This window comes from Rhodoferax sp., from assembly GCF_012927445.1.
Taxonomy (GTDB): domain Bacteria; phylum Pseudomonadota; class Gammaproteobacteria; order Burkholderiales; family Burkholderiaceae_C; genus Rhodoferax.
On record NZ_JABBPD010000007.1, the window covers coordinates 75,650 to 94,986 of the forward strand.

The window sequence follows — 19,337 nt, forward strand, 5'->3', positions numbered from 1 at the left end:
TTCTCTACGTCAAATCAAACTCAGTCGTCATCAGACGCTGAAGCCCGCTATTCGCATAGCGGGCTTGGAATCCACCTACTCTACACAGTCAGGTGGCAGGGGCGGAAGGAATCGAACCATCAACCTTCGGTTTTGGAGACCGACGCTCTGCCAATTGAGCTACGCCCCTACTGAAAAAATTACGCGATGATCTTGGCAACCACACCGGCACCGACCGTCTTGCCACCTTCACGGATAGCAAAACGCAGACCTTCTTCCATGGCAATCGGGTTGATCAACTTGACGGTGATCGACACGTTATCGCCTGGCATGACCATTTCCTTGCCTTCTGGCAACTCGATCGCACCGGTCACGTCCGTGGTACGGAAGTAGAACTGGGGACGGTAGTTGTTGAAGAACGGGGTGTGACGGCCACCTTCATCTTTGGACAAGACATAGATCTCGCCCGTGAAATGGGTGTGTGGCTTGATCGAACCGGGCTTGCACAGCACTTGGCCGCGCTGCACGTCTTCGCGCTTGGTACCGCGCAACAAGATGCCGACGTTGTCGCCTGCTTGACCTTGGTCGAGCAATTTGCGGAACATTTCAACACCGGTGCAAATGGTTTTCTGCGTGTCATTGATACCGACAATTTCGATTTCTTCGCCGACTTTAACAATACCGCGTTCGATACGACCGGTCACCACGGTGCCACGACCCGAGATCGAGAACACGTCTTCCACTGGCATCAGGAAGGCACCGTCGATGGCGCGCTCTGGCAGGGGAATGTAGGTGTCGAGTGCATCAGCCAGCTTCATGATGGCTTCTTCGCCCAGCGGACCCTTGTCACCTTCCATGGCGAGCTTGGCGCTGCCGTGGATGATAGGGGTGTCATCACCAGGGAAATCATACTTGTCGAGCAACTCGCGAACTTCCATTTCAACGAGTTCGAGCAATTCAGCATCGTCGACCATGTCGCACTTGTTCAGGAACACGATGATGTAAGGCACGCCGACCTGGCGCGCCAGCAGGATGTGCTCGCGGGTCTGAGGCATGGGGCCGTCAGCAGCGGAACAGACCAGAATAGCGCCGTCCATTTGGGCCGCGCCAGTGATCATGTTTTTAACGTAATCAGCGTGTCCTGGGCAGTCAACGTGAGCGTAATGGCGGTTAGCCGTTTCGTATTCAACGTGCGCAGTATTGATGGTGATACCGCGGGCCTTTTCTTCAGGTGCTGCATCGATCTGGTCATAGCCTTTGGCGGTGCCGCCAAATTTAGCGGCCAGCACCGTGGTGATGGCGGCGGTCAGCGTAGTTTTACCGTGATCGACGTGGCCAATCGTGCCGACGTTGACGTGCGGTTTGGTACGTGTGAATTTTTCTTTTCCCATTATCAGACTCCGAAAAGTAACTGGACTGTCAAATCAAAATTATCGTACATCAACCAGCACCAACATCAAGTCAGCACACCAAATTGACACACCCGAAACTGGTGCCCATTCCGGGAATCGGACCCGGGACCTCTCCCTTACCAAGGGAGTGCTCTGCCACTGAGCCAAATGGGCATACTCAACCTAATAACAGGCAACCATGGAGCGGGGTAGGAGAATCGAACTCCTCGCTTTAGCTTGGAAGGCTAAGGTATTACCACTATACGAACCCCGCACTGGCTTGCACTGCAAGCAACCGCTACCGATTCTTCACGCACATTTAAGCGTGCACCCCAACGGCTATCTGTCAATTAATCCATTCACTGGTGGAGAGGGCTGGATTCGAACCAGCGTACTCGTAAGAGGGCAGATTTACAGTCTGCTGCCATTAACCACTCGGCCACCTCTCCAGCGTGAGCCACAGATTATGCCATGAATAATCAAAGCTCTCCGATACTTTTCATGAAACTTAGATTTACCAAGCGATCGGCGCGCTGCCCTGCTGCTGTAAAAAAGCATTGGCCAAGCCAAAATGGCCGCAGCCGATGAAGGGCTGCGGTGGCCGCAGGGCGGACAGCGGCGAGGGGTGATTGGCGGTCAGCACCAAATGTTTCGCCTGCGCCAGGCCGCTATGGTCGGCATGCGCCGCGATCAGGCTCTGCTTGGCCTGCGCATGAGCCCCCCACAACATGAACACGACTGGTTTTTCCTGGCGGGCCACGGCTTGGACGATGGCGTCCGTCAGCGCCTCCCAACCGCGCCGGGCATGACTGGCCGGCAGTCCCTCTTCGACCGTGAGGCAGGTGTTGAGCAGCAGGACGCCCTGGCGCGCCCAGCGCACCAGCGAGCCATCGCCGGGCACAGGCAGCGCCGCGGCGCCAAGCCGGGGGTCGCGGGCGATTTCCTTGAACATATTGCGCAATGACGGCGGCGGCTTGACGCCCGGTGCCACCGAAAACGCCAAGCCCTCGGCCTGCCCCGCTCCGTGATAGGGGTCCTGCCCCAGAATGACGACCTTGACTTGCGCCAGTGGTGTCAGCGCCAGCGCCCGAAATGGCTGCGGCGGATAAATGCAGGCGCCACTCGCCAGACGCGCCCGCACGAACTGCCCCAATTCGTCGGCGGTTGCACTGGCCAGAAAATGATTGACCAGCGGCCGCCAGTCATCGGCCACCGGCCAGCGCTCCGGCGCCCATTCGGTCAGCCGGGGCGGCGCGCCGACGGGGTTTGTCGGGGCCTTCAAATCAAACGGGAAACTGGCCTGTAGCCCTTGTGGAATGGGCACAAGGCCTCCTGAAAAAATAGCAAATCAAAAATTGCAATAGACCGCGCTAGTCAGCGCCTTCAGGCGGCGGCGAACAGGCTGGCGAGCGCCTCACCCGGATCAGACGCCCGCATGAAGGCCTCGCCCACCAAAAACGCATTGATGCCAGCCGCCCCCAGGCGCAGCACATCTTCGCGGGTCTGGATGCCGCTCTCCGTCACCAGCAGGCGGTCGGCCGGCACATCGCGCATCAGCGTCAAAGTGGTGTCCAGCGACACTTCAAAGCTCTTCAGGTTGCGGTTATTGATGCCGATCAAGGGGGTTTTGAGCTTCAAGGCGCGTGCCAGTTCGGCCGCGTCATGCACTTCCACCAGCACCGCCATGTCCAGGCTGCGCGCAATCGCCTCAAATTCTTTCATCTGCGCGTCATCCAGGATGGCGGCAATCAACAAAATGGCATCGGCGCCCATGGCACGCGATTCATAGACCTGATAGGCGTCCACAATGAAATCCTTGCGCAGCACCGGCAACTGGCAAGAGGCCCGGGCCTGCTTCAGGTAGTCCACACAACCCTGGAAAAACGGCACGTCAGTCAACACCGACAAACAGGCGGCCCCATGCTCGGCATAGGTTTGCGCGATATCGGCGGGAATGAAGTCCTCGCACAGCACCCCCTTGGACGGACTGGCTTTTTTGATTTCCGCAATCACGGCCGGCTTGCCCGCGGCGATTTTGGCGCGCAGGGCGCCGACGAAATCCCGCGTCAGCACGCGGGACTCGGCATCGGCACGCACCAGTTCCAGTGATTTTTTGTTCAGCGCCGCAGCGACTTCTTCGCGTTTGGCGGCGACGATTTGGTTCAGGATGTCAGTCATGCTTGGGCGGCTCCTGCGAGCCGTTCTTCAAAATGTTGATAAAAACGCGGTGCATCACCAGACCCACCACGATAAAAAGGGCGGAGACGCCCAGCACAATCCAGGCGCCCTCGCCGTGTAAAAGGCGGGCCATGTCAGACCCCGCTCAGCGCCTGCGCCGTCGCCACCAATTGCGCCAGCTTGGCCTTCGCCGCTCCTGATTCAATAGCTGCTCGCGCTTGTTGCACGCCGGCCGCCATCGAATCGACCACATTGGCCGCATACAAGGCGACGCCGGCATTGAGAATCACAATATCGCGCGCTGCACCGGGCTGATTGTCCAGCACGCCCAGCAACATGGCTTTGGACTGCTCCGGCGTCTCCACTTTGAGGGCGCGGTTGCTGGCCATGACCATGCCGAAATCTTCCGGGTGAATTTCGTATTCGGTGATTTCACCGTTTTTGAGCTCGCCCACCAGCGTGGCGGCGCCCAGTGACACCTCGTCCATGCCGTCCTTGCCATAGACCACCACGGCGTGTTCGGCGCCCAGCCGCTGCAGCGCGCGCACCTGAATGCCGACCAGATCCGGGTGAAACACACCCATCAGAATATTGGGTGCGCTGGCCGGGTTGGTCAGTGGCCCGAGCAGGTTGAAGATGGTCTTGATACCGAGTTCTTTGCGCACCGGCGCCACGTTTTTCATGGCCGGATGGTGATTCGGCGCGAACATGAAACCGACGCCGACCTCGGCAATGCACTGGGCAATCGCGGCGGGCGACAGGTTGATGTTGATGCCGAGCGAGTCCATCACATCGGCGCTGCCGCTCTTGCTGCTGACGCTGCGCCCGCCGTGCTTGCTGACCTTGGCGCCGGCAGCGGCGGCGACAAACATGGCGCAGGTCGAAATATTGAAGGTGTGCGAGCCATCACCGCCGGTGCCGACGATGTCGACCAAATGGGTTTTGTCGGCCACCTGCACCTTGGTGGAAAACTCGCGCATCACTTGGGCGGCGGCGGTAATTTCACCGATGGTTTCCTTCTTGACGCGCAAACCGGTGATAAAGGCCGCGATCATCACCGGCGACCACTCGCCGTTCATGATCTGGCGCACGATGTGCAGCATCTCGTCGTGAAAAATTTCCCGGTGCTCAATGGTGCGCAGCAGGGCTTCTTGTGGCGTGATCTTGTAAGTATTGGGCATGGTAATTAATATGAATGATTTAGGCCTCTAGCCCCCGTGCTACCTGCGTAAGAAGCTATTTTATTCATAGCAATCACTCACACCCGCGGTGCCAGGAAGTTTTTCAGGATGGCGTGGCCGTGCTCGGTCAGGATGCTTTCCGGGTGAAACTGCACGCCTTCAATATCGAGCGTGGTGTGTTTGATGCCCATGATCTCGCCATCCTCGGTCCAGGCCGTGATCTTGAGGCAATCGGGACAGGTCGGGCGCTCAATCGCCAGAGAGTGGTAACGGTTGACGGTGAACTGCGCCGGCAGACCGGCAAACACGCCGTCCTGCGTGGTGTGGATGACGCTGGTCTTGCCGTGCATCAACTGCTGCGCCCGGATGATCTTGCCGCCGAAAGCCGCGCCAATCGCCTGGTGCCCCAGGCAGACACCCAAAATCGGCAGCTTGCCGGCGAAATGCTGGATGGCGGCGACCGAAATACCGGCTTCGGCGGGCGAACAGGGGCCGGGCGAGATCACCAGCCGGTCCAGTTGCCCGGCCTGGAGCCGCGCGTCAATCTGGTCGAGCGTGATTTCGTCGTTGCGGAACACTTCCACCTCGGCCCCCAACTCACCCAGGTACTGGACGATGTTGTAGGTGAACGAGTCGTAGTTGTCGATCATCAAGAGTTTCATGGGGTCTTTCCAGTTGCTAGGTTCAGTGAGCGGCTTGAAACAGTACGAATCGGTCGCGCCCTGCCGTTTTGGCCTGGTACATCGCCGTATCGGCATGACTTGTCAGCGTGGCTTCATCGCGGCCGTGCTCCGGGTAGATGGCAATGCCTGCACTCGACGAGATGCTGACCGTCTGCCCTTCCGCCAAGGTGAAAGGTTGCTTGAGCATTGCGTGGATTTTTTCGGCCACGCCGGTCGCATCTTGCGCCACCTCGATGCTGGGCAGCAGCACCATGAATTCGTCGCCGCCAATCCGGGCCACCGTGTCGGACTCGCGCACGCAAGCCTGCAAACGGTGCGCCACCGCCTGCAACAGTTCGTCGCCGGCCTGGTGCCCGAACTCGTCGTTGACGGGTTTGAACTGGTCCAGATCAATAAACAACAAGGCCAGCCGGCGGCTGTCGCGTTTGGCATGCGCCACCGCCTGATGCAATCGGTCCTGCAGCAGACGCCGGTTGGGCAGGTGCGTCAGCGGGTCATAAAAAGCCAGATGCTTGATCTCTTCATCGGCCGCCTTGCGCAACGTGATGTCGGTGTGGGTCGCCACGTAGTGCGTCACCACCCCCTCTTCGCTGCAGACGGCCGTGATGCAGAGCCACACGGGGAACACGTCGCCGTTTTTGCGCCGGTTCCAGATTTCACCCTGCCAGGCATGGGCATTTTTTATGCCGGCCCAAAGGGCCGCATAAAACGCCGACTCATGCCGACCGGACTGCAAAATCCGGGGCGTCTGCCCCAGCGCTTCGTCTGCGGTGTAACCAAAGAGGTCGGAAAAGGCGTGATTGACGCGAAGAATTACCGCCTGCGCGTCGGTGATGATCATGCTTTCATGCGACTCGAAAGCAATCGCTGCAATGCGCAAATCAGCCTCCCGCAGCTTGCGCTCCGTCACATCCTCGGTCGTTCCGATCAGGCGCGTGGGCGTGCCCGTCCCGTCAGCATGCAGCTCGGCCCGGTTGCGCATAAAACGCAACTGGCCATCCGGGCGCCGAACCTGAAAGGTCAGATCAAACGCCTGTCGTTGTTGGATCGCGGTTCGGGTGGCCGCCCTGATCCGGTCCAGTTCACCCGGCAGTGCAAGCCGCTTCCAGTCGTCGTTGTGGGTGTTGGCCGAGTGCGGGTCCAGTCCAAACAGTTCAAACATCGCGGGGTCCCAATGGTTGCGGCGGGACTTCAGATCAAACTCCCAAATGCCGACACCCGAGGCATCGATCGCCAACTTGAGCCGCTGGTCGCTGACGCGTTGCAGCGCCCGTTGCCGCAGGTAACCGTACAAACCCGCCGCACTCAGCAAGACCAGCAGCAGGTACGCCAGCAACTGGTTTCTGATATCGCGCTGCCAATTGGCAAACAAGGCACCCCAGCCACGGCTGAGCGACACGAGCAGCGGTTTGTCCATCGCCAGGTCCACGGGCTGGATGGTGCGTAAAACAGACAGTCGCTTGTCGCCAGAGGAGATGGCGAGGCCCTCGAAATGGCTGACCGGGCGCTTGCTGGCCAGGTGCTGCCTGAAAAAGGACCCCGGCACCGAAACATTTTTGCCGATCACTTCCGTCAACGCCGGTTGGCTGACAAAGATCTGGCCGTCACCGTGCACCAGCATTGACCGCATGTCTTCGGCATAACGCACCGAATTCAGCAAGATCTGGATGTCCACCGGATCGACCGTGGCCGACACCACGCCCGCAAACTCACCGCGGGGGTCGACGATGGCCCGGGTCAAGTTGATGACATAGGTATTGAGGACCGACTGGAATGGCGCGCTGACGTGAAGCAGCTTGCGATTCTTTGACTGCGCGTGCACCCGAAAATACTCGCGCTGGACAAAATTGCGCCCGATCAACTCTTCACGGTTCGACAGGGTGACGGTCCCCCTGGCATCCAGGACCAAAAAAGTACGCACCGAAGGCATCGAAGCCTCCATGCTCTTGAGCCAGCGGATGGCACGGTCGTGGCCATCGGGCTGGGCCGCCCAATAGGGCAGCTCGGCAGTGACCGATTCCAGCGTCAGGTTCATAGCGACCAGCTGACGCGAAAGGTTGTCTTCAATCACCTTCGACTGGGTCGCCAGCCGCTCGCGCTCCACCGACTCAATGCGCGCATGCTCCTGGTAAAAGTTGAAGACCAGAAAAACGCCGACCCCGCCCAAACAAGCGGCCAGCAGCAACCACGGCCTCCAATAGGTCAGGAAACGGTTCACTCCAGGCCTTCTTCGACCAACTCACTCGCCCGCAACAAGGCGCGCGCCTTGGCTTCGGTTTCTCTCCACTCCAGTTCCGGCACCGAATCCGCCACGACCCCGGCGGCGGCCTGCACGTACAGCGTCTGGTCCTTGATGATGCCGGTGCGGATGGCAATCGCCACGTCCATGTCGCCGGCGTAACTCAGGTAGCCGCAGGCACCGCCGTAGATGCCGCGCTTGGTCGGCTCCAATTGGTCAATCAGTTCCATGGCGTGCACCTTGGGTGCGCCACTGAGCGTGCCGGCCGGGAAGGTCGCCCGGAGCACGTCCATGCTGGTCATGCCGTCATTGAGCGTGCCTTCGACATTGCTCACGATGTGCATCACATGGCTGTAGCGCTCGACGCTGAAGGCTTCGGTTACTTTGACGCTGCCAATTTTGGCAATGCGGCCAATGTCGTTGCGCGCCAGATCGATCAACATCACATGCTCGGCGCGCTCTTTCGGGTCATTGATCAGCTCCACTTCAGCCGCCTTGTCCAGCTCCAGGCTGGCGCCACGGGGCCGGGTACCGGCGAGCGGACGGATGGTAATTTTCTGCTCAGTCTTGCCGTCCAGCGTGACCTGCTCCTGGCGCACCAGAATCTCGGGCGAAGCACCGACCACATGGAAATCACCAAAATGGTAGTAATACATGTACGGGCTGGGATTGAGCGCGCGCAAGGCGCGGTACAGGCTCAGCGGCGACTCGGTGTAGCGCTTTTTGATGCGCTGCCCGACCTGCACCTGCATGAAATCGCCCCCGGCAATCAGTTCCTTGGCGCGCTCGACGGCAGCAATGTAATCAGCCTTGGCAAAGTCGCGCTCGGCCGGGTAGCTTTGCGTCGGCTTGACGATCGGCGCGCTGACCGAGTATTTGAGCTGCTCTTTCAACTCGCGCAGGTGCTTCTTGGTGTTGGCATAGGCTTCCGGGCGGGCCGGGTCGGCGTAGACGATCAGATAGAGCTTGCCTGACAGGTTGTCGATCACCGCCAACTCTTCGCACTGCAACAACAAAATGTCCGGGCAGCCGAGCGTGTCGGGCGGGCAGGAGGCTTCCAGCTTTTTCTCGATGTAGCGCACCGCGTCATAGCCAAAATAACCGGCCAGGCCACCGCAAAAGCGCGGCAAGCCCGGGCGCAGCGCGACTTTGAAGCGTTTTTGGTAGTCCGAGATGAAATCCAGCGGATTGACGCGGGAGGTTTCCACCACCACGCCGTCGGTCACCACCTCGGTCCGCACCTCCAGGCCAAAGCCCATGGAACGCACCAGCGTGCGGGCCGGCAGGCCGATGAAGCTGTAGCGACCAAAGCGCTCACCGCCGACTACCGATTCCAGCAAAAAGCTGTATTTACCGCCTTCTTTGGAGTGCGCCAGCTTCAGGTACAACGACAACGGGGTTTCCAGATCGGCAAAGGCTTCCGCCATCAAGGGAATGCGGTTGTAGCCCTGGGCGCTCAGGCTTTTGAATTCGAGTTCAGAGATCATGCGAAAAGATTCTTTCAATTCAGTGCCGGACCTTGGGCTCGCGGGCTGGGCAGGTGGCCATCAGTGCGCGGTAGGTCCAGCGGGCAGCCCGGTGGGCTGCGGTTCATTCACACAAGGAGAGAGAAAAGTCAGGCTTGCGCCGACGTGTCTTGCTGCGGACGCCAGAGCCAGGCTCCCCGGTCGCGACAACCTGTGATGCGGATGCGGTGAATGAACATGATCTCAGTGTAGCAAACCCTTCACCAGCGGCCGACTCCCTGGTCCGGTCGCCTGGCTCAGAGAAAACCCTGTTGTGCATGACGGCAAACCATCCGAGAATGCCGACACCGCAAAAAGGCACGGTCGTTCTATTCATTAAGGAACCCATGAAGCTCATCAAAAACCTGGCACTGGCCGCTGTCACCGGCCTGTTCGCCCTCACCACCCTGGCCGCCACGCTCGAGATCAATGGCGTCAAGCTGGAAGACACGGCCGACGTGCATGGCAGCCGGCTGCAACTCAATGGTGCCGGCACCCGCTACAAGGGACCGTTCAAGGTCTATGTCGCCGGGCTCTATCTGGGCAAAAAAGCCGGCACACCGGAAGAAGTGGTCAACCAGCTGGCACCGAAACGCCTGAGCATCACCATGGTGCGCGACATTGATGCCGCCGAGCTGGGCAAACTGTTGACCCGGGGCATGGAAGACAACATGGGCAAGGGCGACATGTCCAAACTGATCCCCGGCCTGATGCGCATGAGCCAGATCTTTTCGGAGCAGAAAAAAATGCTGGCGGGAGACAGCCTCCTGATCGAGTGGATTCCCGGCACCGGCAGCGTCATCACGGTCAAAGGCAAGGTGCAGGGCGAGCCGTTCAAGGAAGCCGAGTTTTTCAAGGCCTTGATGTCGATCTGGCTCGGCCCGGCACCGGCCGACTGGAAACTCAAGGACGCGCTGCTCGGCATTAAATAGCCAGGGGGCGGGTTTGTAGGCAGTGGCAGAGGGCAAAAGATACAGCACAATCTGTTCCGCCCGGGCTTCGACTGCCATCCATATGCTTTCTAAGCTGTCATTGACGGGCATTTAGAAAACTTACATGAACAAACTAAAAATATCCTCCCGCCTGGTGATCCTGACCGGCATCCTGTCCTTGTTGCTGGTCCTGATGGGTGTCTTGGGCTTGTATGGCATCAGCAGTTCCAACGAAGGCCTGCGAACGGTTTATGAAGACCGGACCGTCGCTGTGGGACAGCTTTCTGAAGTCCAGCGTTTGCTCTTGCGCAATCGCCTTCGGCTTGATGCCGCGCTGATCAACCCGACACCCGAGGTCATCAAGCAAACCATTTCCGAGATCGAAACGGGTGGCACCGATCTTTCCAAAATTTGGGATGCCTACATGGCGACCAAGCTGACGGGCGAGGAGGAAAAACTTGCCAAGGCATTTGCGGAGAGTCGTGGCAAATTCATCCAGGAGGGTTTGAAGCCTGCGGTGGATGCCCTGAAGGCGGACAACCTGGAAGAAGCCAAACGGGTGGAAATAGGTCCGATCTTCGATCTATACATTCCGGTGCGTCAGGGCATCGAAGCTTTAATCAAACTCCAGCTCGACGAGGCCAAGCAAGAGTATGAAGCGGGTCTCGCGCGTTACGAGAAGGCTCGGCTCCTGGCGATTTCCTTCATCGTTGCCGGACTGGCGTTTGCTCTTTTCTACAGCATGGTTCTGATCAAAGGCATCTCCCGTTCACTTAAACACGCCGTCAAAGTTTCCGATGCGGTAGCGCATGGAGACCTGACCCAGCGCATTGATGTGGACGGCAAAGACGAAATAGCGCAATTGCTGCTCTCTCTCTCGGCCATGCAGACCAGCCTCGCGACGGTTGTCTCCAACGTGCGCCAGGGTTCCGAAGGCGTCGCTACCGCCAGCGCCGAAATCGCGCAGGGCAATAACGATTTGAGTGCGCGTACCGAGAGCCAGGCCAGCGCCCTGGAAGAAACCGCGGCCTCCATGGAACAGTTGAGCGCCACCGTCAAACAAAACGCCGACAACGCGCGCCAGGCCAATCAACTGGCCATGAGTGCGTCGACCGTGGCCATCCAGGGCGGCGAAGTGGTGTCCCAGGTGGTCGAGACCATGAAAGGCATCAACGACGCCTCGCGCAAAATCTCCGACATCATTCAAGTCATCGACGGCATTGCCTTTCAGACCAACATCCTGGCCCTGAACGCAGCGGTGGAAGCGGCCCGCGCCGGGGAACAGGGCCGAGGCTTTGCCGTGGTGGCATCGGAAGTGCGCTCGCTGGCCGGCCGCTCGGCCGAAGCCGCCAAAGAAATCAAATCCTTGATCAACGCCAGCGTGGAGCGGGTGGCACAGGGCACGACCCTGGTCGACCAGGCCGGTACCACCATGACCGAGGTGGTGAGCTCCATCCGGCGCGTGACCGATCTCATGGGCGAGATCAGCGCCGCCAGCAGCGAACAGGCTTCGGGCGTGGCGCAGGTGGGTGAGGCGGTAACGCAGATGGACCAGGCCACGCAACAAAATGCGGCGCTGGTCGAAGAAATGGCGGCGGCAGCCAGCAGCCTGAAATCACAGGCCCTGGAGCTGGTACAGACGGTGGCCGTGTTCAAGCTCGGGGCCCATGATGGCATCACGCTCCCCACCGCTGCGGTACGTTCGCACAAACCGGGCGCCCAGCCCTTCAAGGGCCCCGAGCGACGCGGCGGCGGCATCCCCCAAGGCGCAGCCGCCCGATCGCAGGCACCGAAACCGGCCAAAACTGCCGTGAGCTCGGCCAAGATGGTCGTCGCCAACGCCAAGCCCACCGCTACGAAAGCCGCAGCGGGTGCGGACGCTGACTGGGAAACTTTTTAAGTCAGGCTGCTCAATGAATCGGTGAAGCCATCGGCGTCCACGGCGCGAATCGGTTGGCCGTGGTTGTAGCCGTAGGTGACCAGCAGCACCGGACAGCCGGCCGCGCGCGCGGCCAAGGCGTCGTTGCTGGAGTCACCAATCATCAGGGTTCTGGCAGGCGCAGTCCCCAGCGCCTCGCAGGTTTTGAGCAGCGGCAACGGATCGGGTTTCTTGCGGGCGAAGGCATCGCCGCCAAACGTCAGCGTAAAGAATCCATCCAGCCCCTTGGCCTTGAGCAGCGCCAGCGCAAATGCCGTCGGCTTGTTGGTCAGGCAGGCCAGTTTCAAACCCCGCGCCTGGAACTGCTGCAGGCCGGCCACCACCCCCGGGTAGACCTGCGCATGCCGGCCATTGACGGCCAGGTAATGGCGCTGGTAACTGAGCCAGGCCAGGCTGAAGAGACGCTCTGACTCGTGCGCAGGGGACGCGTCAAGCGGCACGACCTCTGCATCAGAATTAATAGCTACTGGCGCAGTATCGACGAGGGCTAGTGTCCTGAGTTAGAAATTCGCAGACAAAAGCGCTCAATGCTGGTCAGAATCACGTCGGCGGATTTCGTCCAGATAAACGGCTTGGGCTCGGCGTTATTGATTTTTAGGTAGGCGCGAATGGCCTCTTCGAGCTCGCGGGTTGAGCGATGCGTGCCGCGACGAATCTGTTTCTCGGTCAGGGTTGCGAACCAGCGTTCGACTTGATTGAGCCAGGACGCCGAGGTTGGCGTGAAATGAACCTGAAAGCGCGGATGGCGCGCAAACCAGTTGCGAATGGTTGGCGTCTTGTGCGTGCCATAGTTGTCCATCACAAGATGAATGTCCAGATCAGTTGGAACGGATGCCTCAATCGTACGCAGGAATTTCAAGAATTCGCTGCTGCGATGGCGCCGGTGCAATTCCCCTATGACCCTGCCGGTCGCGATGTCCAGGGCGGCAAACAAAGTTGTCGTGCCATGACGCTCGTAGTCGTGGGTGCGCCGCTCAGCGACGCCGGGCGCCAGCGGCAAAATGGGCTGCGTGCGGTCGAGCGCCTGAATCTGGCTTTTTTCATCGACGCACAGCACCATGGCCTTTAGCGGCGGATCAATGTACAGGCCCACGATGTCGCGGGTCTTCTCGACAAACAAGGGGTCGGTGGAGAGTTTGAACGTCTCTTGACGGTGAGGCTGCAAACCGAAAGCGCGCCAAATCCGGCTAACCGCTGTTTGCGACAGCTTCGCCTCGCGTGCCATCATCCGTGTGCTCCAATGGGTGGCATTCATCGGTTGCCCCTCCAGCGTCTTGGCGATGACGGCGTCCACACGCGCGTCGTCTATCGTGCGCGGTGCCCCTGAACGCGGCGCGTCCAGCAAACCATCGAGCCGCGATTGCACGAAACGACCCCGCCACTTGCACACAGTCTGCGGTGTGACCGCGAGCCTGAGCGCCACGGCCCTGTTCTCGGCGCCATCTGAACACGCCAGGATGATCCGCGAACGCAGGGCCAGCGCTTGTGCGGTCTTGCGCCGCCTGGCCCACGCCTGCAGCTGTTCTCGTTCTGATTCGTTCAACACCAACTGCGCTTTTGGTCGGCCTGCCATGTGAGCCTCGCTGTCGTGAATTCAATATTCACAACATAGTCGATATTCAGAATAATTCAACTAATTTCTAACTCATGACACTAGAACACTTTTTATTAAATGCTCCGAGCCTTTGCCGACCAGTCGTGCCACCGTGGCGCGGTCCACCTGATGGCGGGCGAAAGGCGCTGGCAAGTCGGCCAGCATGCCATTGAGCGCCACACAGAAGTCGTCCAAGGTATCGACCATGGTGCCGTCCAGGTCCACGATGACGGCGTCCACATCAAACTGCTTCAACTGAATAGAGTTCCGAACTTCTAACAACCTGCACAATTTAAATATCGATGTTTCCGGCGCGCAGCGCGTTGGTCTCGATGAATTCCCGGCGGGGCTCCACTTCGTCGCCCATCAGCATGGTGAACACGCGATCGGCTTCAATCGCGTCGTCGATTTGCACTTTGAGCAAGCGGCGCACGGTGGGGTCCATGGTGGTTTCCCACAACTGCGAAGGGTTCATTTCGCCCAGGCCTTTGTAGCGCTGGCGTGAGGTGGCGTGTTCGGCTTGGGCCAGCAACCAAGCCATGGCTTCGCGGAAATCGGTCACCTTTTCTTCTTTTTGACGCTCGCCTTCACCGCGCATGACCTTGGCGCCTTCGCTGAGCAAGTCCCTGAAGGTGTTGGCCGCTTCGGCCAGTGCGGCGTAGTCGGAGCCATGGACAAAGTCTTGCGTCAGCACGCTGCTCTTGACGTTGCCATGATGGCGGCGGCTGATCCGCAAAATGGGTTTGTCAGTACGCACATCAAACTCACCGGCGACTTCGGCATCGGGAAGCTTGGCTTGCAGCGCGGCGGCAGAGAGTTCCGCATCCGCCACGGTGTCCAGGTTCAGGACGACGCCATCGGCGACCGAACGCAGGGCTTCGGCGTCCATGAAGTTTTTCAAGCGCGCAATCACGTTTTGCGCCACCTGGTGCTTGCGCGCCAACTCGGCCAAGGTGTCGCCACTGATGGTGGTGCCGTTGTCACCCCCGGTGTGTATCGACGCATTGACCAACGCAATCCGCATCAGGAAGCTGTCCAGCGCGGGCGCGTCTTTCAGGTACAACTCCTCCTTGCCAGCCTTCACCTTGTAGAGCGGTGGTTGCGCAATGTAGATGTGGCCACGTTCGACCAATTCGGTCATCTGGCGGTAGAAGAAAGTGAGCAACAGCGTGCGGATGTGGGCGCCGTCAACGTCGGCATCGGTCATGATGATGATGCGGTGGTAGCGCAGCTTGGCGACGTTGAAGTCGTCGTTGCCGGTGGTGCCGCCGGCCTTGCCGATGCCGGTGCCCAAGGCGGTGATGAGCGTCAGAATTTCGTTGCTGGTCAGCAGCTTTTCGTAGCGAGCTTTTTCTACGTTCAAAATCTTGCCGCGCAGGGGCAGAATCGCCTGGAATTTACGGTCACGGCCTTGCTTGGCAGAGCCGCCGGCGGAGTCGCCCTCGACAATGTAGATTTCGCACATGGCCGGGTCTTTTTCCTGGCAGTCAGCCAGCTTGCCGGGCAGGCCCATGCCGTCGAGCACGCCTTTGCGGCGTGTCATGTCGCGGGCGCGGCGGGCCGCTTCGCGGGCGCGGGCGGCTTCAATGATCTTGCCGACGATGATTTTGGCGTCGGCCGGGCGCTCTTGCAGGTAGTCGTACAGCAGCTTGCTGACGATGTCTTCCACCGGGCCACGCACTTCGGAGCTGACCAGTTTGTCTTTGGTCTGGCTGCTGAACTTGGGCTCGGGCACTTTCACGCTCAACACGCAGCACAGGCCTTCGCGCATGTCGTCGCCGGTGACTTCGACCTTGGCTTTTTTGGCGATTTCGCTGTCGTCAATGTACTTGTTGATGACGCGCGTCATGGCCGCGCGCAGGCCGGTCAGGTGGGTGCCACCATCGCGCTGCGGGATGTTGTTGGTGAAACACAGCACTTGCTCGTTGTAGCCGCTGTTCCACTGCATCGCGACTTCAACGCCAATGTTGGTGTTCTGATCGCTCTGGCGGTCGCCCATGGCGTGGAAGATGTTGGGATTCAACACCGTCTTGCCCTTGTTGATGAAGTTGACGAAGCCTTTAACGCCGCCGGCACCGGAGAAGTCGTCTTCTTTGCCGGTGCGCTCGTCTTTCAGGCGAATTCTGACGCCGTTGTTCAAGAAACTGAGTTCACGCAGGCGCTTGCTCAAAATCTCGTAATGGAAGTCGGAGTTGGTCTGGAAGATTTCCAGATCAGGCGAAAAGTGGACTTCGGTGCCACGTTTTTCGGTTTCGCCAATCACCCGCATCGGGGACACTTCGACGCCATTCACGACTTCGATCAGGCGGTTTTGCACAAAACCTTTGCTGAACTCCATCACATGCACTTTGCCATCGCGACGGATGGTCAGGCGCAGCATTTTGGACAGCGCATTGACGCAACTGACGCCGACGCCGTGCAGGCCGCCGGAGACTTTGTAGCTGTTCTGGTTGAACTTGCCGCCGGCGTGCAGTTCGGTCAGGGCGATCTCAGCCGCCGAGCGCTTGGGCTCGTGCTTGTCGTCCATCTTGACACCGGTCGGAATGCCGCGCCCGTTGTCCACCACTGACACCGAGTTGTCGGAGTGGATGGTGACCAGAATGTCATCGCAATGGCCGGCCAGCGATTCGTCAATCGAGTTGTCCACCACCTCGAACACCAGGTGGTGCAAACCCGTGCCATCCGAGGTGTCGCCGATGTACATGCCGGGGCGCTTGCGCACGGCCTCCAGCCCTTCCAGAATCTGGATCGAGCCTTCGCCATAGGCTTCGGACGCGCCTTCCTGATGCGCATCAATGGTGGGCTGGAAGTTGGAACTGTCGGCGCTACTCTCGCCCGTATGCACGTCGGCCTCGCCGTTGTCGGGGGTCGGAACTGGCTTGTTTTCTTCGGTCATGGCTGGCTTTATTCAGTTGGGGACAGCGCTGGGCTACGCTTCAGTCTGTCTCGCAAAGTTTCAATAATTTCTCAAACTCTTGAATGACTAAACCCGCAATGAACTTTATGTTGATCGCGGGTTCGGGTTTTGTAGGGCTACAAATTATGCGGCGTCAAATACGCATGGGCATCACCACGTATTTAAAGGTGGCGTTGTCGGGGATGGTGAACAAAGCCGAGCTGTTGCCGTCAGATAGCTCCAGCTTCACCATATCCTGGCTCATATTGGTCAGCGCATCAATGAGATAAGTCACGTTGAACCCGATCTCGATACTGTCACCGCCGTAATCAATGTCCAACTCGTCCATGGCCTCTTCCTGCTCGGCATTGTTGGATGCCACGCGCAGCGTGCCGGGTTCAATGTTCAAGCGCACACCCTTGAATTTGTCGCTGGTCAAAATGGCTGTGCGCTGCAGGGTGGCCAGCAAGGCGGTGCGACCCAGCGTGATGCTGTTTTTGTGGTTTTTGGGAATGACGCGGTTGTAGTCGGGAAACTTGCCTTCTACCAACTTGGTCACGAACTCCATGCCGCCAAAGGAGAACTTGGCCTGATTATTGGCAAATTGCATCTCGATCGCGCCTTCGGCGTCGCTCAAAAGGCGTTGCAACTCGATCACCGTTTTGCGCGGCAAAATGACCTCTTGCTTGGGCACTTCGACATCCAGCGTGGCGGAGGCAAAGGCCAGACGGTGGCCATCGGTCGCGACCAGGCTCAGTTGCGTACCTTCGGCGACGAACAGAATGCCGTTGAGGTAGTAGCGGATGTCATGCACCGCCATGGCAAACGACACTTGGCTCAGCAGGCCTTTCAGCGTTTTTTGCGGCACGCTGAACACAGGGCCAAAGTTGGCCGCTTCCTGCACCAGCGGAAAGTCTTCGGCGGCCATGGTTTGCAGGGTGAACTTGCTTTTGCCACCTTTGAGAATGAGTTTGGCGGCGCTCGACTCCAGCGACACCGTCTGATCGGATGGCATGGTGCGCAAAATATCGATCAGCTTGCGCGCCCCCACGGTGGTGGTGAAGTTGCCTGTATCGCCATCCAGCTCGGCGGTGGTGCGGATCTGGATCTCAAGATCGCTGGTGGTGACCTGCAGCGAGGTGCCCGTTTTGCGAATCAATACGTTGGCCAGAATGGGCAAGGTGTGGCGGCGCTCGACGATGCCTGCAACCGATTGCAATACCGCTAAAACTTTGTCTTGTGTGGCCTTCAGGACGATCATGTCAACCTCGTGTTAGATATCTTTAATTCAAATCAGTTACAGACGGGGCGCGTATTGTTGTCAATGCCGCGGGTTCCCCGTTCCCCATCCTACTATCAGCCCTTGAGCGTCTGCTCCAGCACGTGAAGTTGCTGGTTCAATTCGGTCATTTGCTGGCGCTCGCCACCGATCTTGCGCACGGCGTGCAAAACGGTCGTGTGGTCGCGCCCACCAAACAATTCTCCAATTTCCGGGAGACTTTTTTGTGTCAGCTCTTTGGCCAGGTACATCGCAATCTGGCGTGGCCGGGCAATGCTGGCCGGCCGCTTCTTGGAGTACATGTCCGCGATTTTGATCTTGTAGTAGTCTGCCACCGTTTTCTGGATGTTTTCTACCGAAATCTGGCGATTCTGGATCGACAACAGGTCGCGCAGCGCTTCCCGAGCCAGCAAAATCGAGATTTCTTTCTGGTTAAAACGGGAGTAAGCCAGAATCTTGCGCAAGGCACCCTCCAGCTCACGCACGTTGGAGCGCACATTTTTGGCGACAAAGAACGCCACTTCTTCCGGCATATCAATGCCTTCAACCCGCGCTTTATTGATCAGAATGGCGACCCGCATCTCTAACTCGGGCGGCTCGATGGCGACCGTCAAGCCGGAATCAAAGCGTGACACCAGGCGCTCGTGAATATCGGTCAGACCCTTGGGGTAGGTGTCACTGGTCATCACAATGTGTGACTTTTTAGCCAGCAGCGCCTCAAACGCATTGAAGAATTCTTCTTGCGTGCGCTCCTTGTTGGCGAAAAACTGAACGTCATCAATCAACAGCAAATCAAGCGAGTGGTAGCGCTCCTTGAATTCATCAAAAGTCTTGCGCTGGTAAGCCTTAACCACATCCGAGACGAACTGCTCCGCATGGATGTAGAGAACTTTGGCGTTGGGCATGTCCGCCAGCAAGCGATTGCCCACAGCGTGCATCAAGTGGGTTTTACCCAGACCAACGCCGCCGTAGATGAAAAGAGGGTTGTACAAGTGCCCCGGCATGCCGGCGACGTGCATGGCCGCTGCGCGCGCCATGCGGTTGGCGGTGCCTTCGATCAGGGTGTCAAAGGTCAGCGCCGAATTGAGCCGGTTCTTGAGGTTGTTGGGGGTCCGGTCTTCCCCTGACTCGGTCGACTCCTCCATCGCGATCGGCTCCACCGAGCGCTGGGGGGCATGGCTTCTGGCAATGATTTCACGCGGAGCAAGTGCTAACTCTATCTGGACCGACTGGCCTGAAAACTTTTCCAGCAGGCCGGAGATCCGGTTGCTGTATTGCGCCCTGATCCAGTCCAGCTTGAACCGGTTGGCGACAAAGATGGTAACTTTGGAAAGATCGTCTGAGACCTGTGCCGAGAGGGGCTTGATCCAAGTGTTGAACTGCTGCTCAGGGAGTTCCTGGGCCAGTTGGTCGATGCAGGTTTGCCACAGGCTTGGCCCTGCAGAACCAGACTGGCTGGCGTATTGTCCCTCGGTCATTGGTAGTATCAGCTTCTGTGGATAGAGTTAAATTACTGTGCCCTGGATTGTAATTTATCCAGA

General features: G+C 58.9%; 14 protein-coding genes, 4 tRNA genes and 2 pseudogenes. 2 read left to right on the forward strand and 18 right to left on the reverse strand.

Translation table 11 applies throughout. The features are described from left to right. Positions 1–93: 93 nt before the first annotated feature. The 12 genes from HHJ17_RS12015 to trpE all read right to left on the reverse strand — a co-directional run bounded on the left by HHJ17_RS12015 (position 94) and on the right by trpE (position 9,138). A tRNA-Trp gene (locus tag HHJ17_RS12015) sits at positions 94–169 on the reverse strand. 10 nt (positions 170–179) lie between these two features. Beyond that, positions 180–1,370, reverse strand: a complete 1,191-nt coding sequence (gene tuf / locus HHJ17_RS12020) for an elongation factor Tu (RefSeq protein WP_296497000.1) — start codon at positions 1,368–1,370, stop codon at positions 180–182. Between the two features lie 99 nt (positions 1,371–1,469). Beyond that, positions 1,470–1,544: transfer RNA gene (locus tag HHJ17_RS12025), tRNA-Thr, on the reverse strand. A gap of 26 nt (positions 1,545–1,570) precedes the next feature. Further along, positions 1,571–1,644 (reverse strand) — tRNA-Gly (locus HHJ17_RS12030). 89 nt (positions 1,645–1,733) lie between these two features. Further along, positions 1,734–1,819: transfer RNA gene (locus HHJ17_RS12035), tRNA-Tyr, on the reverse strand. 65 nt (positions 1,820–1,884) lie between these two features. Next, positions 1,885–2,613 (reverse strand): uracil-DNA glycosylase, encoded by a 729-nt coding sequence (locus tag HHJ17_RS12040; protein ID WP_296498200.1) that lies wholly within the window; start codon positions 2,611–2,613, stop codon positions 1,885–1,887. A 140-nt stretch (positions 2,614–2,753) separates the two neighbouring features. After that, positions 2,754–3,548 (reverse strand): indole-3-glycerol phosphate synthase TrpC, encoded by a 795-nt coding sequence (gene trpC, locus HHJ17_RS12045; protein WP_296498178.1) that lies wholly within the window; start codon positions 3,546–3,548, stop codon positions 2,754–2,756. Further along, positions 3,541–3,681 carry a hypothetical protein gene (locus HHJ17_RS12050; RefSeq protein ID WP_296498180.1) on the reverse strand — a complete coding sequence of 47 codons (141 nt, stop codon included), beginning with the start codon at positions 3,679–3,681 and terminating at the stop codon, positions 3,541–3,543. Before HHJ17_RS12050 ends, trpC begins: the two co-directional genes overlap by 8 nt. 1 nt (position 3,682) lies before the next feature. Beyond that, a complete protein-coding gene (trpD, locus tag HHJ17_RS12055; RefSeq protein WP_296505950.1) occupies positions 3,683–4,729 on the reverse strand; it encodes an anthranilate phosphoribosyltransferase in 1,047 nt (348 codons plus the stop codon). A 77-nt stretch (positions 4,730–4,806) separates the two neighbouring features. Beyond that, a complete protein-coding gene (locus tag HHJ17_RS12060) occupies positions 4,807–5,391 on the reverse strand; it encodes an aminodeoxychorismate/anthranilate synthase component II (RefSeq protein ID WP_296498185.1) in 585 nt (194 codons plus the stop codon). A gap of 22 nt (positions 5,392–5,413) precedes the next feature. Continuing rightward, positions 5,414–7,630: a diguanylate cyclase gene (locus HHJ17_RS12065; protein WP_296505951.1), complete on the reverse strand. Its 2,217-nt coding sequence runs from the start codon at positions 7,628–7,630 to the stop codon at positions 5,414–5,416. After that, positions 7,627–9,138 (reverse strand): anthranilate synthase component I, encoded by a 1,512-nt coding sequence (gene trpE, locus HHJ17_RS12070; RefSeq protein WP_296505952.1) that lies wholly within the window; start codon positions 9,136–9,138, stop codon positions 7,627–7,629. Before trpE ends, HHJ17_RS12065 begins: the two co-directional genes overlap by 4 nt. A gap of 365 nt (positions 9,139–9,503) precedes the next feature. On the opposite strand from trpE, the gene HHJ17_RS12075 reads away from it, so the two are divergent. Next, the gene (locus HHJ17_RS12075; protein WP_296498192.1) at positions 9,504–10,088 is read left to right on the forward strand and encodes a chalcone isomerase family protein; all 585 of its coding nucleotides are present in this window, start codon (positions 9,504–9,506) and stop codon (positions 10,086–10,088) included. Positions 10,089–10,212: 124 nt separating this feature from the next. Further along, positions 10,213–11,988, forward strand: a complete 1,776-nt coding sequence (locus HHJ17_RS12080; RefSeq protein ID WP_296498195.1) for a methyl-accepting chemotaxis protein — start codon at positions 10,213–10,215, stop codon at positions 11,986–11,988. On the opposite strand, the pseudogene HHJ17_RS12085 reads toward HHJ17_RS12080, so the two are convergent. From HHJ17_RS12085 to dnaA, 6 genes and pseudogenes are all read right to left on the reverse strand, one after another. Further along, positions 11,985–12,440: pseudogene (locus tag HHJ17_RS12085) on the reverse strand (HAD-IA family hydrolase); the annotation flags it as partial. The gene HHJ17_RS12080 and the pseudogene HHJ17_RS12085 overlap by 4 nt on opposite strands. A gap of 74 nt (positions 12,441–12,514) precedes the next feature. Then, positions 12,515–13,600, reverse strand: a complete 1,086-nt coding sequence (locus tag HHJ17_RS12090; protein ID WP_296505953.1) for an IS630 family transposase — start codon at positions 13,598–13,600, stop codon at positions 12,515–12,517. Between the two features lie 81 nt (positions 13,601–13,681). Then, a pseudogene (locus HHJ17_RS12095) lies at positions 13,682–13,828 on the reverse strand (phosphoglycolate phosphatase); the annotation flags it as partial. Positions 13,829–13,913: 85 nt separating this feature from the next. Further along, complete coding sequence (gyrB, locus tag HHJ17_RS12100) at positions 13,914–16,517, reverse strand: DNA topoisomerase (ATP-hydrolyzing) subunit B (RefSeq protein WP_296499421.1); 2,604 nt, start codon at positions 16,515–16,517, stop codon at positions 13,914–13,916. A gap of 154 nt (positions 16,518–16,671) precedes the next feature. Continuing rightward, positions 16,672–17,778 (reverse strand): DNA polymerase III subunit beta, encoded by a 1,107-nt coding sequence (gene dnaN, locus HHJ17_RS12105; RefSeq protein ID WP_296499422.1) that lies wholly within the window; start codon positions 17,776–17,778, stop codon positions 16,672–16,674. 95 nt (positions 17,779–17,873) lie between these two features. Then, complete coding sequence (gene dnaA, locus HHJ17_RS12110) at positions 17,874–19,274, reverse strand: chromosomal replication initiator protein DnaA (RefSeq protein ID WP_296499423.1); 1,401 nt, start codon at positions 19,272–19,274, stop codon at positions 17,874–17,876. Positions 19,275–19,337 lie beyond the last annotated feature (63 nt).

Excerpts from the sequence above, each read along its gene's own strand:
- tuf (WP_296497000.1), bottom strand. The coding sequence starts at position 1,370 with ATGGGAAAAGAAAAATTCACACGTACCAAACCGCACGTCAACGTCGGC.
- trpC (WP_296498178.1), bottom strand. The coding sequence starts at position 3,548 with ATGACTGACATCCTGAACCAAATCGTCGCCGCCAAACGCGAAGAAGTC.
- HHJ17_RS12050 (WP_296498180.1), bottom strand. The coding sequence starts at position 3,681 with ATGGCCCGCCTTTTACACGGCGAGGGCGCCTGGATTGTGCTGGGCGTC.
- trpD (WP_296505950.1), bottom strand. The coding sequence starts at position 4,729 with ATGCCCAATACTTACAAGATCACGCCACAAGAAGCCCTGCTGCGCACC.
- HHJ17_RS12060 (WP_296498185.1), bottom strand. The coding sequence starts at position 5,391 with ATGAAACTCTTGATGATCGACAACTACGACTCGTTCACCTACAACATC.
- trpE (WP_296505952.1), bottom strand. The coding sequence starts at position 9,138 with ATGATCTCTGAACTCGAATTCAAAAGCCTGAGCGCCCAGGGCTACAAC.
- HHJ17_RS12075 (WP_296498192.1), top strand. The coding sequence starts at position 9,504 with ATGAAGCTCATCAAAAACCTGGCACTGGCCGCTGTCACCGGCCTGTTC.
- HHJ17_RS12080 (WP_296498195.1), top strand. The coding sequence starts at position 10,213 with ATGAACAAACTAAAAATATCCTCCCGCCTGGTGATCCTGACCGGCATC.
- HHJ17_RS12090 (WP_296505953.1), bottom strand. The coding sequence starts at position 13,600 with ATGGCAGGCCGACCAAAAGCGCAGTTGGTGTTGAACGAATCAGAACGA.
- gyrB (WP_296499421.1), bottom strand. The coding sequence starts at position 16,517 with ATGACCGAAGAAAACAAGCCAGTTCCGACCCCCGACAACGGCGAGGCC.
- dnaN (WP_296499422.1), bottom strand. The coding sequence starts at position 17,778 with ATGATCGTCCTGAAGGCCACACAAGACAAAGTTTTAGCGGTATTGCAA.
- dnaA (WP_296499423.1), bottom strand. The coding sequence starts at position 19,274 with ATGACCGAGGGACAATACGCCAGCCAGTCTGGTTCTGCAGGGCCAAGC.